Source organism: Flavobacterium profundi, from assembly GCF_006491645.1.
GTDB classification, from domain to species: domain Bacteria; phylum Bacteroidota; class Bacteroidia; order Flavobacteriales; family Flavobacteriaceae; genus Flavobacterium; species Flavobacterium profundi.
In genome coordinates this window covers 45,136-61,338 of sequence record NZ_VDCZ01000015.1, presented here as the reverse complement: position 1 = coordinate 61,338, position 16,203 = coordinate 45,136, and the positions used below count along the sequence as shown (strand labels likewise).

General features: G+C 32.5%; 14 protein-coding genes and 1 riboswitch. Of the genes, 13 read left to right on the top strand and 1 reads right to left on the bottom strand.

The features are described from left to right. Window positions 1–93: 93 nt before the first annotated feature. Window positions 94–1,404, top strand: coding sequence for a serine hydrolase domain-containing protein (locus FHG05_RS16470; protein WP_140999207.1), 1,311 nt, complete (start codon window positions 94–96; stop codon window positions 1,402–1,404). Then, on the top strand, window positions 1,404–2,111 hold the full coding sequence (locus FHG05_RS16465) for a nicotinamide mononucleotide transporter family protein (protein ID WP_140999206.1): 708 nt from the start codon (window positions 1,404–1,406) through the stop codon (window positions 2,109–2,111). Before FHG05_RS16470 ends, FHG05_RS16465 begins: the two co-directional genes overlap by 1 nt. On the opposite strand, the gene FHG05_RS16460 is transcribed toward FHG05_RS16465, so the two are convergent. Continuing rightward, a complete protein-coding gene (locus tag FHG05_RS16460) occupies window positions 2,106–3,131 on the bottom strand; it encodes a LacI family DNA-binding transcriptional regulator (RefSeq protein WP_140999205.1) in 1,026 nt (341 codons plus the stop codon). The two genes, FHG05_RS16465 and FHG05_RS16460, sit on opposite strands and share 6 nt — an antisense overlap. A gap of 293 nt (window positions 3,132–3,424) precedes the next feature. Here FHG05_RS16460 and rplM point away from each other — a divergent pair, with 293 nt between their 5' ends. From rplM to thiC, 11 genes are all read left to right on the top strand, one after another. Next, window positions 3,425–3,880, top strand: coding sequence for a 50S ribosomal protein L13 (rplM, locus tag FHG05_RS16455; protein ID WP_130733470.1), 456 nt, complete (start codon window positions 3,425–3,427; stop codon window positions 3,878–3,880). Continuing rightward, a complete protein-coding gene (rpsI, locus tag FHG05_RS16450) occupies window positions 3,880–4,266 on the top strand; it encodes a 30S ribosomal protein S9 (protein WP_130733469.1) in 387 nt (128 codons plus the stop codon). Before rplM ends, rpsI begins: the two co-directional genes overlap by 1 nt. A gap of 188 nt (window positions 4,267–4,454) precedes the next feature. Beyond that, a complete protein-coding gene (rpsB, locus tag FHG05_RS16445; RefSeq protein ID WP_140999204.1) occupies window positions 4,455–5,219 on the top strand; it encodes a 30S ribosomal protein S2 in 765 nt (254 codons plus the stop codon). A 142-nt stretch (window positions 5,220–5,361) separates the two neighbouring features. Further along, window positions 5,362–6,186: a translation elongation factor Ts gene (tsf, locus tag FHG05_RS16440; protein WP_140999203.1), complete on the top strand. Its 825-nt coding sequence runs from the start codon at window positions 5,362–5,364 to the stop codon at window positions 6,184–6,186. Between the two features lie 90 nt (window positions 6,187–6,276). Beyond that, a complete protein-coding gene (locus FHG05_RS16435) occupies window positions 6,277–9,954 on the top strand; it encodes a TraB/GumN family protein (RefSeq protein ID WP_140999202.1) in 3,678 nt (1,225 codons plus the stop codon). After that, complete coding sequence (locus FHG05_RS16430; RefSeq protein WP_140999201.1) at window positions 9,954–10,508, top strand: DNA-3-methyladenine glycosylase I; 555 nt, start codon at window positions 9,954–9,956, stop codon at window positions 10,506–10,508. The genes FHG05_RS16435 and FHG05_RS16430 overlap by 1 nt, the downstream gene beginning before the upstream one ends. Window positions 10,509–10,558: 50 nt before the next feature. Continuing rightward, window positions 10,559–10,774 carry a VF530 family protein gene (locus tag FHG05_RS16425; RefSeq protein WP_140999200.1) on the top strand — a complete coding sequence of 72 codons (216 nt, stop codon included), beginning with the start codon at window positions 10,559–10,561 and terminating at the stop codon, window positions 10,772–10,774. Window positions 10,775–10,874: 100 nt separating this feature from the next. After that, entirely contained in the window at window positions 10,875–12,878 is a 2,004-nt protein-coding gene (locus FHG05_RS16420) for a T9SS type A sorting domain-containing protein (RefSeq protein ID WP_140999199.1), read from the top strand. A 458-nt stretch (window positions 12,879–13,336) separates the two neighbouring features. Continuing rightward, window positions 13,337–13,852 (top strand): hypothetical protein, encoded by a 516-nt coding sequence (locus FHG05_RS16415; RefSeq protein WP_140999198.1) that lies wholly within the window; start codon window positions 13,337–13,339, stop codon window positions 13,850–13,852. 73 nt (window positions 13,853–13,925) lie between these two features. Beyond that, window positions 13,926–14,023: riboswitch (TPP riboswitch) on the top strand. Between the two features lie 66 nt (window positions 14,024–14,089). After that, on the top strand, window positions 14,090–14,296 hold the full coding sequence (gene thiS, locus FHG05_RS16410; protein ID WP_140999197.1) for a sulfur carrier protein ThiS: 207 nt from the start codon (window positions 14,090–14,092) through the stop codon (window positions 14,294–14,296). A 42-nt stretch (window positions 14,297–14,338) separates the two neighbouring features. Then, window positions 14,339–16,162: a phosphomethylpyrimidine synthase ThiC gene (gene thiC / locus FHG05_RS16405; RefSeq protein ID WP_140999196.1), complete on the top strand. Its 1,824-nt coding sequence runs from the start codon at window positions 14,339–14,341 to the stop codon at window positions 16,160–16,162. Window positions 16,163–16,203: the final 41 nt, after the last annotated feature.

The window sequence follows — 16,203 nt, the reverse complement described above, 5'->3', positions numbered from 1 at the left end:
TTTATTTAAGATTTAAATATAGATAATAAATTTAAATTTCAAGATTATTTTTTTGCAAACAAATTGTTGATTCAAAGCCAAATACTAAAAAACATGAAAAAAATAGCTCTCCTTTTTCTCTTTGTTGGAATTACAACATCAGCTCAAATCGAACCTCGAGTACAACGTATAGATAGCTTATTACAATACTTAGAAAACAATAACAAATTTATGGGGTCATTAGCTATTTGTGAAGGAGAAAAGTTATTTTTTTCTAAGGCTTATGGGTTTCGTAATGTGGCTGTAAAAGAAAAAGCGGACTCAAATACCAAATACAAAATAGGCTCTATAAGTAAAACCTTTACAGCTATTATCATCATGCAACTTATAGAGGAGAAAAAATTAAAATTAGAAACTCCGTTAGCTACTTTTTTTCCTAAAGTAAAAAATGCGAAGCAAATCACTATAGCTCAATTATTGCATCAACGTACCGGTATTCCGGATTATATCAATCAAGATTCGTTAACAAAAGAAGAACTAAATGCTCCTAATATTAAAGAAGCTATTTATTCTAAAATTGCAAACTACGACTCGTTATTTGAACCCGACAGCAAATTTCAATACAGTAATTCCAATTATTATCTTTTAGGCGGTATTATTGAAATGGCAACTAAAAAGTCTTTTGGTGAAAATATAGAAAAAAGAATTTGTACTAAAATAGGTTTAAAAAACACCTATTATCCTACAGAAAAAGTAAAAACCACAAAAAATGAAAGCTATTCCTATATCTTTAAAGATGACCAATGGGAAAAAGTAGCTGAATGGGGCTCTGATACCGCTTTTGCAGCAGGAGCTCTCATTTCAACTCCAAATGATTTAACTTCATTGATGCAAGCTTTATTTGAAGGTAAAGTAGTAAAAAAGACAAGTTTGGATGCCATGACTACCATTAAAGAGGGTTATGGTAAAGCGTTATTCCAATTCCCTTTTGGCGAAAGACGTTTTTATGGTCATTCAGGTGGTATTGAAAGTTTTCATTCCAATGTAGCTTACTATCCAACAGAAAAATTAGGCATTTCATTAATTGTAAATGGAGACAATTACAACATCAATGATATCATGATTGGTATTTTAAGCATCTATTATAAAAGACCTTATCCTTTTCCTAGTTTTGAGAAAATCAATCAAACGCTCATAGATAAATACTCTGGAACCTATGTTTCCAAAGATATTCCATTAAAAATTACCATTTTTGAAAAAGAGGGAGAACTTTTAGCACAAGCTACAGGACAAAGTTCGTTTCCACTAACATTAAAAGACGAAAAAACGTTTATTTTTGCACAAGCTGGAATAGAAATTATATTCGGTGAAAACATACTTGAGTTACATCAAGGTGGTGGAAAATTCAACTTTATTAAAGAATAATGTCGGTACTTGCATCAATAAAAAGCATTACTAATAGTAAATATTTAGATATTATTGGTGTCTTATTAGTCATAAGTGTTTCTGTTTATTTAGAATATTACAAAACCACATTTACATTTCACATCAACAATAAAGAGTATCTCTTTTATTTGGGTTATTTTTCTATTTTAAACACGTGTTTGTCCATGACTGCTACACGTTTAGTAACTAAAAAAAATAATTTTGGAAATTTAATTAGCACTTGCAATACACTTCTTAGTGGGGCCATAGACTATCTCTTAGGAAATGTAGGTGCTATTTTAACGTATCCTATCTCCTTTTTAGGAAATTATATTGCTTTCAAAATTTGGAAGAAAAAAAAGTACCTAAACAGCATCGATTTTATTTTCTTTAAAAATATGTTTTTAGGATTATTCCTTTCTTTACTTCTAAATTACATCGCCTTTGCATACTTATCTGATAAAGCTATCGATTGGAAATTATTTTTTGCTATAGCTATTCCAGCAGGAATCAGTTTTGGAGGGACATTTAATTTAGGACGTATGTATCCTGATAATTGGATTAATTGGCAAGCCTATAATGTTTTTAAAATTATTCAAAACCTAATGTTATTAAATATTGCCAATACCGTAAAATATGTCTTCTACTTATTTAATGCAACTCTAGGCTATATTACTTGGAGAGATGATAAAGCCAAACAACTATAATTTTCTAGTGGAGTCTCTTTGACGCAATTCGGTTTTAATGACTACTGTTTTGTATTCTAATTTTTCCTCCTCTTTAGCCAATAAACGATCAATTAATAAATTGGCTGATTTTTCACCTATTTCAGGTGCATGCTGACTTACCGTTGAAAGGCTAGGAGTTAATCTACGAGACCAAGCTCCATCAGCAAAACCAATTACGTTTAATTCTTTTGGAATTTGATACCCTTTTTGCAAAGCTAATTTCATCGCTTTAGTCGCAGAATGTTCATCCACCGCAAAAATACCATCTACTTTTTTAGCTTTTAAAAGTTTTTCAATTTTTAAATCAAAAGCATCATCTTCTTCTCCAATTAATATTAACTCCATATCCAAAGCCATTTTATTTAATTCTAACGCTTTTTTATAACCTTCAAAACGCAACTTCCCAACACTTAAATTATCAATAGTTGAAAGCAAAGCGATGTGCTTACATCCAATATTAATTAAATGCTGAGTAGCATCAAAAGCAGAGTCTAAATCGTCAACAATTACTTTATCTGATTTTACTAAATCGGTAATTCGATCAAACATGACAATGGGAGTACCACTTTTAATGATAGAATTATAATGTTGAAAATTTTTAGACATTTGAGTTTCCTCTGCTATAGATAGAATAAAACCATCTACTGCTCCATTGTTTAACATCTCCATTAATTGCTTTTCTCTTTCTAACGATTCATTGGAAATAGCAGTTACTATATTATAACCTCTTTTCCTTGCAGCTTCTTCAATACCACTAAACACTTTAGCAAAAAAAGAATTTAATATATTGGGTATAATAACTCCAATGGTATTCGTCTTTTGATATTTTAAGTTTTTAGCCATCAAGTTGGGCTTATAATTTTTTAAAGCAGCAAATTCTTTAATTTTATCTTTAGTCGCTTGACTGATTTCTTGACTATCACTCAATGCTTTAGAAACTGTTGAAACAGAAACTCCTAATTCTTTAGCAATTTGTTTTAAGGTTGCTTTGGCTTTCATATGCTTTCAAATTTGTTTGTAATGAATTCTAATACTCCCTATTTAGCAGGTATAACTATTAAAAATTTCAGCAAATAGAAATTTAATAACAAAAATTCAATGCGTAAAAATAACAATTTATCTGAAGTTTACACGATAATACATATCCAATTCCTAAAACTATTTACTATCAATCTATTATGTAAATCAACAAAATAAAAATATTATAGCATCAGCATTTGTATTTATAATAAATAATTGTACTTTTGCACTCCCTTAATTGGGAATGGAATGTTTAATTTAAATAAATTATTGTGAACACATTAAGCTACAAGACAGTATCAGCTAATAAAGCAACTGCTCAAAAAGAGTGGATTGTTGTTGATGCCGAAGGTCATAACTTAGGTCGCTTTGCTTCAAAAGTAGCTATGCTATTAAGAGGTAAATACAAGACAAGTTATACCCCACACGTTGATTGTGGTGATAACGTAATTGTTATCAACGCAGAAAAAATCAACCTTACTGGTAACAAGCTTGACGACAAAATCTACATGCGTCATACAGGTTATCCAGGAGGACAAAGAACTTTAACTGCTAAAGTACAGCAACAAAAAAATCCAGCTGTATTAGTAGAGAAAGCTGTAAAAGGAATGTTACCTAAAAACAAATTAGGTGCTGAATTATTCCGCAATTTAAATGTATATGTAGGTACTGAGCACAAACATGAGGCTCAAAAACCTAAAACCGTAAACCTAAACGATCTTAAGTAATGGCAGTTATTCACAAAATCGGTAGAAGAAAATGTGCTGTTGCACGTGTTTATGTTACAGAAGGAACAGGAAAAATTACTGTAAACAAAAGAGAATTTACAACTTACTTCCCAACTGCAACTTTACAATACAAAGTAATGCAACCTTTAGCTATGACTGAAAATGCAGAAAACTTTGATGTAAAAGTAAATGTATATGGAGGAGGAACTACAGGACAAGCAGAAGCTGTGAGAATGGCTTTAGCGAGAGTAATGTGTGAAGTTGAAGCTGAAAACAGAGCTATTTTAAAACCAGAAGGATTATTAACTAGAGATCCTAGAATGGTTGAGCGTAAGAAATTTGGTCAGAAAAAAGCACGTAAGAGATTCCAATTCTCGAAACGTTAATATTCGAATATTTTCCGAATATTTTTTCACCAAGTTATTACAATTAAAATTGAATTTAAAAACAAGTTGTCGATATTCCTTATTAAAAAGGGAATTAGTTTAGCATCTAAATGAAGCCTAAAGCCTAGAGTTGAAAGCTTAAAGCCAAACGGAACATTGCTATAACACGGAACGTAAACTATTACACAATGGCAAACAAAATTGACGTTAAAGAATTATTAGAAGCAGGTGTACACTTTGGACACATGACTCGTAAATGGGACCCAAACATGGCTCCTTACATTTATATGGAACGTAATGGTATTCACATTATCAATCTATATAAAACTGCAGCAAAAATCGAAGAAGCTAATGAAGCTTTGAAAAAAATTGCTGCATCAGGAAGAAAAATATTATTCGTAGCTACTAAAAAACAAGCTAAAGATATCGTTGCTGAAAAAGCAGCAGCTTGTAACATGCCTTACATCACTGAAAGATGGCCAGGTGGTATGCTAACCAACTTCATCACTATTCGTAAAGCTGTTAAAAAAATGGCTTCTATCGATAGAATGAAAAAAGATGGTACTTTTAATACACTTTCTAAAAAAGAAAAATTACAAGTAGATCGTCTACGTGCTAAATTAGAGAAAAACTTAGGTTCTATCGCAGATATGTCTAGACTACCTGCTGCTCTTTTTGTAGTAGACGTTAAAGCTGAACACATCGCAATAAAAGAAGCTCAAAAATTAAACATTCCAGTTTTTGCAATGGTTGATACAAACTCGGACCCACGTCCTATTGATTTTGTTATTCCTGCAAATGATGATGCTTCTAAATCAATTGAAAAAGTTCTAGGTTTAGTATCTAGTGCTATCATTGAAGGTCTTTCTGATAGAAAGTCTGATAAAGATGAAGAGCAACCAGTTAAAGAAGTAGAAGCAGTACAAGCTCCTCAAACTGAAACTGAAGAATAAATAATACTAAATTCCAATATCAAGATTCCAAATTCCAAAAAAATCAAAAACAATTGTTGATGATTTGATAAAGTTGGAATTTGGGTTTTGAGATTGGAATTTCTTTTTTTTACAAAAAATTTAATCTTAAAATAAAAAACATATGGCAACAATTACTGCTGCAGACGTAAATAAATTAAGAACTATTACAGGTGCTGGTATGATGGATTGCAAAAAAGCACTTGTTGAAGCAGACGGAGATTTTGATTTAGCAATCGAAAACCTTCGTAAAAAAGGACAAAAAGTAGCTGCAAACCGTTCTGATAGAGAATCTACAGAAGGTGCTGCAATTGCTGTTGTTAACGCTGACAAAACTGCTGGTGTAGTAATCACATTAAACTGTGAAACAGATTTCGTAGGTAAAAACGAAAGTTTCGTAAAATTAGCTACAGATTTAGCAAACCAAGCTTTAAATTATGCAACTAAAGAAGAATTATTAGCTTCTGATTTCAACGGAATCACTGTTGCTGAAAAATTAATTGAGCAAACTGGTGTAATTGGAGAAAAAATCGAAATCGGTTCTTTCGAAAGATTAGAAGGTTCTTTCGTAGGTTCTTATATCCACGCTGGTAACAAAATTGCGGTTTTAACTTCTTTATCTGCTAATGTAGAAGGTGCTGAAGAAGCTGCAAGAAACGTTTCTATGCAAGCTGCTGCAATGAACCCAATCGCTTTAAACGAAGCTGGTGTTGATGCTGCTATCATCGAAAAAGAAATTGAAATCGCTAAAGAACAATTAAGAGCTGAAGGAAAACCAGAAGCAATGTTAGACAACATTTCTAAAGGTAAAATCCAACGTTTCTACAAAGACAACACATTAGTAAACCAAGATTATATTAAAGATGGTTCTATGAATGTGGCTTCTTATGTAAAATCAGTAAATGCTGATTTAACAGTTACAGGATTCAAAAGAGTTGCTTTAGGTTAATCCTCTAGTTACCAAAATTATATACAAAACCTCAATCAGAGTTCTGATTGAGGTTTTTTTATAATATATTTGTTATAAAAAGATATTATTTTGAAAAATACTGCCCTTGCCCTTACCCTACTATTTTATACCTTTCTTTTTTCACAAACAGAGAACAGCATGCTTTGGGAAATTAGCGGAAATGGTTTACAAAAAAAATCATACCTCTATGGAACCATGCATGTGAGCGATAAAGTATCCTACAACTTATCCGATTCTTTTTTTGACGCCTTGTTAAACGCTGATATCGTAGCAAATGAAAGTAACCCAGAAACTTGGGGAACTGTTTCCGATTTAATGAAAGAAAAAGAGTACTTGCATTCTGCACAGCTATACCAATCCTTTTATATTAAACCCATTACCAAAAAAGAGGTAATGACCTTGTTTACCAATAAAAGCCACTTTTTCTATAATTATCTATCGCTTTCAGATAATAAAAATGCAGATTATGAAGAGAATGCCGTTTTGGATATGTTTATCAGTCAGGCAGGAAGAAAATACGGCAAAGAAATTACAGGTTTGGAAGATGCTGTTGAATCGATGATTCCTATACTACAAATTAATGCTACCGATGCCACTCCAAAAGAAGAAAACATTCAATTACTATATAAAATTTTAAAAAGAAAATCATTTGGAGAAGCAACTGTGGATTATTACAGAGAAAAAAACATTACTATACTAGACTCTATTTACAAGCTTGCCTTTTCTAAAAAAGCACATGATGCGCTAATAATTAATAGAAATAAAGTAATGACAGATAGTATTGCTTCTATTTCTAAAAGAGGTAGTCTTTTTGCTGCTGTGGGCGCAGCTCATTTAGCAGGAAAAGAAGGAATTATTAATTTATTAATCCAAAAAGGCTATACCGTTAAACCCGTTTTCAGCCAATTAACAGCAAAAGGGGAAAAACAGAAAAAAGAGATTGAAACGTATTTCAAAACTCCACGTTTCTCTCCTTATACCACTTCAGATAAAATGATTGAAATCCCTTTATTAGCAAATGAAATTACTGAAGAGGGTGTTATTGGTTCACCAGATTATGCAAATGGCGGACTTATTCGAGTAATTCGTACCAATCATAATTATTTTATCAATCCAAATACCAATCTTTATAATCCTAAGTCATTAGACAGCTTATTTTACGAAAACATTCCAGGTACTATTTTACAAAAAGACTATTTTGAAAAAGATGGTATCGCCTATTATGACATTAAGAATAAAACAAAAACAGGGAACAATCAAAGATATCGTTTCTACATTACGCCCCTTGAAATTATTATGATTTCCATGTCGGGATTAAATAATTACACCACCTTGTTTGAAAATGACGTCTTTGAAAAAATTAAATTAAAGAAAACGCAATCCAATTGGGAAAAACTTCAGACTGAAAATGCTTCATTTAGCATTACATTACCTAGCTTCTATACTATTCGTGAAAACGACAATAATAAAAACAACAGTCACACCGTTCAGTCTTATCTGGCAGATGACAATAGTTTTTATTTTGTTATGGAACGCAATTTAGAAGACAATCGCACTTTAGAAAATGCTAAATTTGAACACAAACAAATTCATTATCAATTTTATTTACAACATGATATCGATTCAACACAGACTTTTTTTGACAGGGAAGCATTTGTTTCTGAATCTAAAATTGGTACTAAACCTATCCAATTAAAATCATTTATTTCTGGAAATAAATACTATCTATTGGGCACCATAAATGCATCCGAAAAAAATAAAAATACTTTTTTTGATTCGTTTGAATTGAAAACAACTTTTTCTAAAGAGACTTTTGTGACCTACACCGATACACTTGCTCATTTTAGAATTGATATTCCTGAAAGTCAAAACAAAAAACTTTTCCTGAATATCAAAAACGAGAGTTATGCTGCTCCAAAAAACAATCTATTAGCAAAGTACAAAGATTACTCCTTTAAATCGAAAAGCGGCAAGACCGTATCACTGGAATATCATAAATTTCACGAATACGAATCGATTCAAAATCTGGATTCTATCAAACATTTTTTTAAAGATTATGTTTTAGGTTTAAGAGACAATATGTATCAATTTAGTAGATCTGGTGAATACGATGATTACGACTATGACGATTATGCAACCAATGATACTTCTATGTTGAATTCCTATATGTATTCCAAAAAAGGATTGGGCGTAACAGAGTGGATCAATTTGTTTCAAAAAGAAGAGGAAGAGCCTAAAATACTTTTAGAAGAAAAAGAAAGTGAAACACAAAACACTTATACTTACGAAGCCTTAGTCTCAACTAAAAAAGCGTCTCAAGCGGTAAAATACAAACTCGAATTTAATACGAACCAATACTATATTTTACAAGCTTTAGTTCCTAAAGAGTACAAACACAATGACACCTTTATTGAAAATGCGTTTACAAGTTTTGAACCTTTAGCAATTAATGAAACTAATTCCATTTTTGATACTAAAATACAACGCTTCATAGAAGATGCCTCTAGCACTAACGACACCTTGCGTAAAAACACTTTTGGTTCTATTTACAAATTAAATTTTGCTGAAAAGGATTTTGAAAGTATCACTTCATTTATAGATACCTATCCTTTCAAAAAAAGTGAATTGTTTGCAAAAAACAATTTAATTAAGAAAATTGGATACTTAAAAAACAACGCGGTTATTCCTTATTTGGAAAAAATATACAAATCGGAAACTTCAAATTCTGAAACTCAAATTAACACACTCATTGCTTTATCCAATCATAATTCGAAAGAAAGTTATCAAAAAATCATTCAATTGCTAGAATATGATTTACCGCTTTCCGATAATAGATACGATATCGCAAATATGTTTCATAATTTCAGTAAAAATGCCGAAAATGCGAAAGAATTATTCCCTAATATCTTTCAATTCTACAGTATTAAAGAATATCAAAATCCATTACTCAACTTTTGTTCTGATTTACTTGAAAAAGATTTAATAGCCATTAAAAAATTCAAGGCCTATCAAAAGATGATTTTAACCAATGCAAAACTAGAATACAAAAGAACTAAAAGTTGGAAAACCAACAATATCTTAGAAGAAGACGAAAAAGATCCAGAAGATTATTATGAAGAGAATGCACCTGTTGAAGATATTATTACCTTCTTAAACATCATTTATAAATATCCAAAAAATAAAGACAGAGATGATTTTATTGCAAAAATAAAAGCCTTAAACATACCCGAATTAAATATTGAAATATTACGTTTAGACTTTGTTACTAAAATGTACACAACAAAAGCAGTTAACAACGCTTTAAATGATAAAAAAACCGCTTTTATAGCCATGCAATTGTTGGCACACAAAAACATACCTCTTGAAATTGAAAATGATAGTATCGCTTTGGCTGCACTTTATAATTTCTATACTATCAAAGCAACAGACTCGGTTGCATTTATTGAAAAAAAGATTGTAGACTATCATAAAGAACAAATTGGCTTCTATTTTTATTCGGTTACCGAAAAAGACAACGCTAGTTTTTCAAAAAGTATTCGTACAATAGCCTTCTTTATGAATGGAAAAAAAATCAACCCAAAAGCGTATACCACTTTTTATGCAAGAACGATTAATGAAGAGGAAGATGTGGAGCCAAAACTAGAAGCCATCATCAAAGAATCGCTTAACAGCAATCATTTTAGAGCGAGTTACGAAAAAGAAGACGAAGAAGATTATCTTCCTAATTATTTATACGACGATTATTAATGAAAACAAGATGCGCTTGGTGTGAAAAAGACGATTTATATCGCGCTTATCACGATAACGAATGGGGTAAACCAGTTTATGACGACCCTACACTATTTGAATTTTTAATTCTAGAAACCTTTCAAGCCGGCTTAAGTTGGTACACCGTCTTAGCCAAACGTGAAAATTTTAGAAAGGCTTTTGACCATTTTAATCTTGCCAAAGTAGCGCAATATGATGAAACAAAAATCGAAGCACTTTGCCAAGACACAGGTATCATTAGAAATAAACTAAAAATAAAAGCGGCTGTAACTAATGCGCAAGCTTTTATAAAAATTCAAGAGGAATTTGGGAGTTTTTCCAAATACATTTGGGGTTTTGTGGATGGCAAACCAATCGACAACAAACCACAAACCTTAAAAGAGGTTCCTGCCACTACTCCTTTATCAGATGCATTAAGTAAGGATTTGAAAAAAAGAGGCTTCAAATTTGTGGGTTCTACCGTAGTGTATGCACACATGCAAGCGACTGGAATGGTAAATGATCATATAGCAGATTGTTTTACCAGAGCCTAGTTGCAAACTGTAACATTGGTATTCTTAATTTACTTTAGCACAAAAAAACAATGAGTAACGATCCTTTACACGGAAAAACTTTACAAACCATCGTAGAACAATTAGTCGATTTCTATGGTTTTGATACTTTAGGCGAACTCATTAAAATTAAATGTTTTAATGAAAACCCTTCTGTAAAATCGAGTTTAACTTTCTTACGAAAAACTGATTGGGCACGAAAAAAAGTGGAAGCCTTATATATTAAAACCTTACCGAAACTTTCTTAAAAAAGTTATTTTTAAAAACAAGAAATATCATCATTTCTAGTGATGTGGCCATTTCATAGGTAAATTAAATTTGTTTCAAAATTAGAAACAAATAGTTATCATGAAAAACCTAAAAATCAAGATTTTAAAAAAAACAAATTATACCTTTCTACTTTTTGTAAGTTGTTTTTTCAGTCCTATTTACGAAATAACTGCACAAAACCAATTGTATCCTGCTACTTTTAACCTCAACTCGTTAAATGGCGCTAATGGATTTGAAGTCTCTGGACTTCCAACCGATTTGCAGTTTGGAGCAGAGAGTCAATTTATCGGAGATATCAACAACGATGGGTTAGAAGATATGGCATTCGGTTCTGAAATTGCAACTGCAAATGGTTTACAATATGCAGGTGCTGCTTATATTATTTTTGGATCGAGTACTCCTTATCCAAATCCATTTGATTTAACTACTTTAGACGGAACGAATGGATTTATAGTTAATGGTATTGCCTATGATGAAAGACGTGGGGCAACAATAGCAGGTGTAGGCGATATTAATGGAGATGGAATTGATGATCTAATAATTGGTTCGAGTAGTACTTCTCCAGATGATATGGTCATTTATGGAAAAACATCTTTTCCTGCGGTACTTACTATTAATGACATTAATGGTACTAATGGCTTTTTAATCGACACCCCTGGAAGTAATCAAATTGCTGGTTTAGGTGATGTGAATGGAGATGGAATTAACGATTTTATTATTGCTACACCACATTGGTCTGGACAAGCTTGGATTATTTTTGGACGTTCCAATAACTTCCCTACATCAATTAGTTCTTCTTGGTTAGATGGTACTAAAGGGTTTAAAACAAGTAGTTTTCCAGGCGATAGACCTTCTTACAATGTTGGTGCTGCTGGAGACATCAATAATGACGGTTATCAAGACATTCTTATTGGCAATTGGGATTCCAGCAATCCTGCCGTTAGTTATTGTCTTTTTGGTAAAGGATCTCCTTTTTCTCCTTTAGTAGACCTCATCTCTTTAAATGGAACCGATGGATTTAGTATTGATAACAATGGTGGTAATTTTCTAACCTTTGTAGGCCCTTTAGGTGATATTAACCATGATGGAATTGATGATTTTTTCTCAGAAACAAATGCAATATTCGGAAGGACTACTCCTTTTCCATCTCATTTTCCTCAAAGTAGCCTAAATGGAACTGAGGGTTTCACACTTCCAGGAACATTAACATCTGCGGGTATAGGTGATATCAATTTAGATGGCATTGATGATTTCATTTCGGTATATGGAAATAACGGTAAAGCTTATATTGTTTTTGGTACTGCAAACGGTTTTCCAAACCCAATGAACGAATCAACCTTAAACGGAATAAATGGATTTATAATAAATGGATTAAACCCTAGCAATATTGCGCGTCCTGTTAGTGGAAATGGAGACATCAATGGAGATGGAATAGCCGATTTTGTTGTGGGTAGTCCTTATACACCAAGCACAGCAATAGGAAAATCATATGTAATTTTCGGAGGAGATCATTATGTTATGCCTTTAAATTCAGGTTATCCTCAAACAGAAAACGGGACACCTACTTCAATTAATTTAGTAGTAAATGGTCCAGAAACGGGAACCATTCATTATGCAATTTTTCCATGGTATCACAGTTCACCATCCGTTAACTACAACACTATCCTTACTGGAACTGGAGCCGTTGCAAGTGGTAACTTTGCCATGAATACTCAAAATACAAACGTTACCCATAGTATCTCACCTTTATCTGAAAACACCCCTTTTGACATCTATTTGTTTCTAGAGGATGCTTCTGGCAATCGAACCCAAATATACGGCTTAAATGATGTTTTAGATACTGAAGATCACTTGCTCTCGGAAACCGCTATTTATCCGAATCCAACTTCTGCTTTCCTTAACGTAGATCTTACTACCGAGGCAACCTATGAGTTAATTACCGTAAACGGTCAAGTAATTCAAAAGGGAACATTCGTAAATGGAAATAATATAGTAGATATAACTAACTTAACAAAAGGAATGTACTTTTTAACTGTTGCAACAGACTTAGGAAACACCTCTAAAAAAATAATTAAAAACTAAAAGAAATACAATAACTTATATACCATAAAAGCGATAACAAAAGTCACAATGAAGTGACTTTTGTTGTTTAAAAAACAATCTTACAAACACATTTTAAAGGTATTTTTTTATCCAAATACTAAAGTAACCTACATTACTACACTTGTAATTAGTATTACATACTATAGCAACCTGCTCTATTACACTTGCAATTAGTATCACTTACTATAGGAGGATGCCTTGTTGCACTTGTATATTTCAAAAATACTATAGGAGGATGCTATATTACACTTGTAAATTTCAAAAATACTGTAGGAGGATGCTCTATTACACTTGTATATTTGAAAAATACTGTAGGAGGATGCTCTATTGCACTTGTATATTAATTGGCAACTCTATTATAATTAAATGAATATTATTAGATTTGTTAGAATCTTTAGCATTAATTGGGATTTATACTCATCATCAAATAAATAACTATGTCGGGATTTAGTGCAACTTTAATCATATGCAACAAGAAAATAGCAAATGAGAGTGCTTTTTTTTCTGATCTAAATTTTAATAAAGAAATTGTATCTCGTTCCACATCAAATTGCGAATTTTCAATAAGCAAAGGAACAACCATTCACGGTAAAGAAGTTTATATTTATGATAATTTTTATATAGAATACAATAACGAACTAAAAAATTATGGCTATTCAGAACAATTGTGGAAAAAAATTACAACTCAAATAAAAAGCCCCATATGTTCGGTAAGTATCAGTAGTATGTCTAGAGATTATGGTAGCAGTTATGGTATAATAAAACATATAGAACAATTACTTTTAGAAAAATATAATTTTTATTTAATTACGAACAATTTAAATGTCGAATCATTAAACCAATTTGTACACTCTAAAGATATAGTAAAAATAAAGCAACAATATTATATAATCTCGGAAAAAACAATTCATTATTTAATTCAAAATGAATTCCTAGACTTTTTAGAATCTTAAAACACCTCTTGCTGCTATTTTGTTATTTTATTTTGTTTTCCAGTTTTTTTTCATTTCATTTCACTACATTTGTTTCACACTTTAGGGGTGTCTGTAATGTTACAGGCTGAGATTTTACCCTCTGAACCTGATCTAGTTCATACTAGCGTAGGGAAAAGTAAGATGACTTCTTGGTACATATTTTTGTACCGTTATAGCCATTCCTAAAGTATACCTATATACTAAAATATCTCAGGAATGGAATTAAAAATCAACGACAAAAACAAAACCTTCGATTGCCAATCGATTACTATTCAACAATTAATCGATGTCGAACTTCCCACAAAACAAAATGGCATTGCTATTGCCGTAAACGAAATGGTGGTACCCAAAAATCAATGGGAACATTATTTTCTTTCTCCAACAGATACAATTCTAATTATTACTGCAACACAAGGTGGTTAATAGCGTTATTTCAATCTTTTAATCTTTTCAACTAAATAAATTATGACAAACGAAGAAAAAATATCACGTACTCCTTTTCCCAACTCTAAAAAAGTATACATCGAGGGACAATTACATCCTATAAAAGTTGCCATGCGCGAAATTACCTTGTCTGATACCAAATTAGCCAAAGGTGGTGTGGAAAAAAATCCACCCATTACCGTTTATGATACTTCAGGCCCTTATACCGATACCAACGTAGCAATCGATGTTAAAAAAGGATTGCCACGTTTACGCGAACAATGGATTTTAGACCGTGGTGATGTGGAAGAATTAGCGGAAATTTCTTCTGAATATGGTAAAGAACGCTTATACAACCCAGAACTAGACCATTTGCGTTTCGAGTTCTTACACAAACCCATGCGTGCCAAAAAAGGAGCCAATGTAACCCAACTGTACTATGCTAAAAAAGGCATCATTACTCCAGAAATGGAATATATTGCGATTCGCGAAAACCAACGTATTGAACAACAAGAAAACCAAACCAAAGCGATGCAATGCCAACATGCAGGTGAAAGTTTTGGTGCCAATACGCCTAAAAACAAGATTACTCCCGAATTTGTTCGCAGTGAAGTAGCTGCAGGTCGTGCTATTATTCCAAACAATATCAATCATCCAGAAAGTGAGCCTATGATTATAGGAAGAAACTTCTTGGTAAAAATTAATGCCAATATCGGAAACAGTGCGGTCACTTCTAGTATAGAAGAAGAAGTTGAAAAAGCGGTTTGGGCATGTCGTTGGGGTGCTGATACCATTATGGATCTTTCCACAGGTAAAAACATTCATGAAACCAGAGAATGGATTATTCGCAATTCTCCTGTACCCATTGGAACAGTACCTATTTATCAAGCTTTAGAAAAAGTAAAAGGCGTGGCTGAAGATTTAACCTGGGAAATATTCAGAGATACTTTAATCGAACAAGCAGAACAAGGAGTATCGTATTTTACCATTCATGCAGGTGTTTTACTACGTTATATTCACCTTACTGCGAATCGGGTAACGGGTATTGTTTCTCGTGGAGGTTCTATCATGGCAAAATGGTGTTTGTACCATCATCAAGAAAACTTTTTATATACCCATTTTGAAGAAATTTGTGAAATCATGAAACAATATGATGTTGCTTTTTCTTTGGGAGATGGTTTACGTCCGGGTTCAATTGCTGATGCGAATGATGCCGCTCAGTTTGCTGAATTAGAAACGTTAGGCGAATTGACTAAAATAGCTTGGAAACATGATGTTCAAGTCTTTATTGAAGGTCCGGGTCACGTACCCATGCATATGATAAAAGAAAATATGGACAAACAATTAGAGCATTGTTCCGAAGCTCCTTTCTACACTTTAGGCCCCTTAACAACCGATATTGCACCTGGTTATGATCATATTACTTCAGCGATTGGAGCCGCTATGATTGGTTGGTATGGTTGTGCCATGCTGTGTTATGTAACACCAAAAGAGCATTTGGGTTTACCCAATAAAAAAGACGTTAAAGACGGTGTAATTACCTATAAAATTGCAGCTCATGCGGCCGATTTAGCCAAAGGACACCCAGGAGCGCAATATAGAGATAATGTTTTGAGTAAAGCCCGATTTGAATTTCGTTGGGAAGACCAATTTAACTTGGCACTTGACCCAGACACCGCTAGAGAATTTCATGATGAAACCTTACCTGCAGATGGTGCCAAAGTAGCCCATTTCTGTTCGATGTGTGGTCCCAAATTTTGCTCTATGAAGATTTCTCAAGAAATTAGAGATACCGCTGCAGCTGAAAAAGGCATGCAAGAAATGTCGGAAGAATTTATCGAAAACGGAAAAGAACTTTATTTGTAGCAATCGTGAGTTCGAGTGTTTTTTATAGAGAGAAACGGAAT

What these genes read in the sequence shown, in the direction of transcription:
- thiS (WP_140999197.1), top strand. Translation starts at nt 14,090, where the DNA reads ATGGAATTAAAAATCAACGACAAAAACAAAACCTTCGATTGCCAATCG.
- rpsB (WP_140999204.1), top strand. Translation starts at nt 4,455, where the DNA reads ATGGCAAACAAAATTGACGTTAAAGAATTATTAGAAGCAGGTGTACAC.
- tsf (WP_140999203.1), top strand. Translation starts at nt 5,362, where the DNA reads ATGGCAACAATTACTGCTGCAGACGTAAATAAATTAAGAACTATTACA.
- FHG05_RS16415 (WP_140999198.1), top strand. Translation starts at nt 13,337, where the DNA reads ATGTCGGGATTTAGTGCAACTTTAATCATATGCAACAAGAAAATAGCA.
- FHG05_RS16430 (WP_140999201.1), top strand. Translation starts at nt 9,954, where the DNA reads ATGAAAACAAGATGCGCTTGGTGTGAAAAAGACGATTTATATCGCGCT.
- FHG05_RS16470 (WP_140999207.1), top strand. Translation starts at nt 94, where the DNA reads ATGAAAAAAATAGCTCTCCTTTTTCTCTTTGTTGGAATTACAACATCA.
- FHG05_RS16460 (WP_140999205.1), bottom strand. Translation starts at nt 3,131, where the DNA reads ATGAAAGCCAAAGCAACCTTAAAACAAATTGCTAAAGAATTAGGAGTT.
- rpsI (WP_130733469.1), top strand. Translation starts at nt 3,880, where the DNA reads ATGGCAGTTATTCACAAAATCGGTAGAAGAAAATGTGCTGTTGCACGT.
- FHG05_RS16465 (WP_140999206.1), top strand. Translation starts at nt 1,404, where the DNA reads ATGTCGGTACTTGCATCAATAAAAAGCATTACTAATAGTAAATATTTA.
- FHG05_RS16420 (WP_140999199.1), top strand. Translation starts at nt 10,875, where the DNA reads ATGAAAAACCTAAAAATCAAGATTTTAAAAAAAACAAATTATACCTTT.
- FHG05_RS16425 (WP_140999200.1), top strand. Translation starts at nt 10,559, where the DNA reads ATGAGTAACGATCCTTTACACGGAAAAACTTTACAAACCATCGTAGAA.
- thiC (WP_140999196.1), top strand. Translation starts at nt 14,339, where the DNA reads ATGACAAACGAAGAAAAAATATCACGTACTCCTTTTCCCAACTCTAAA.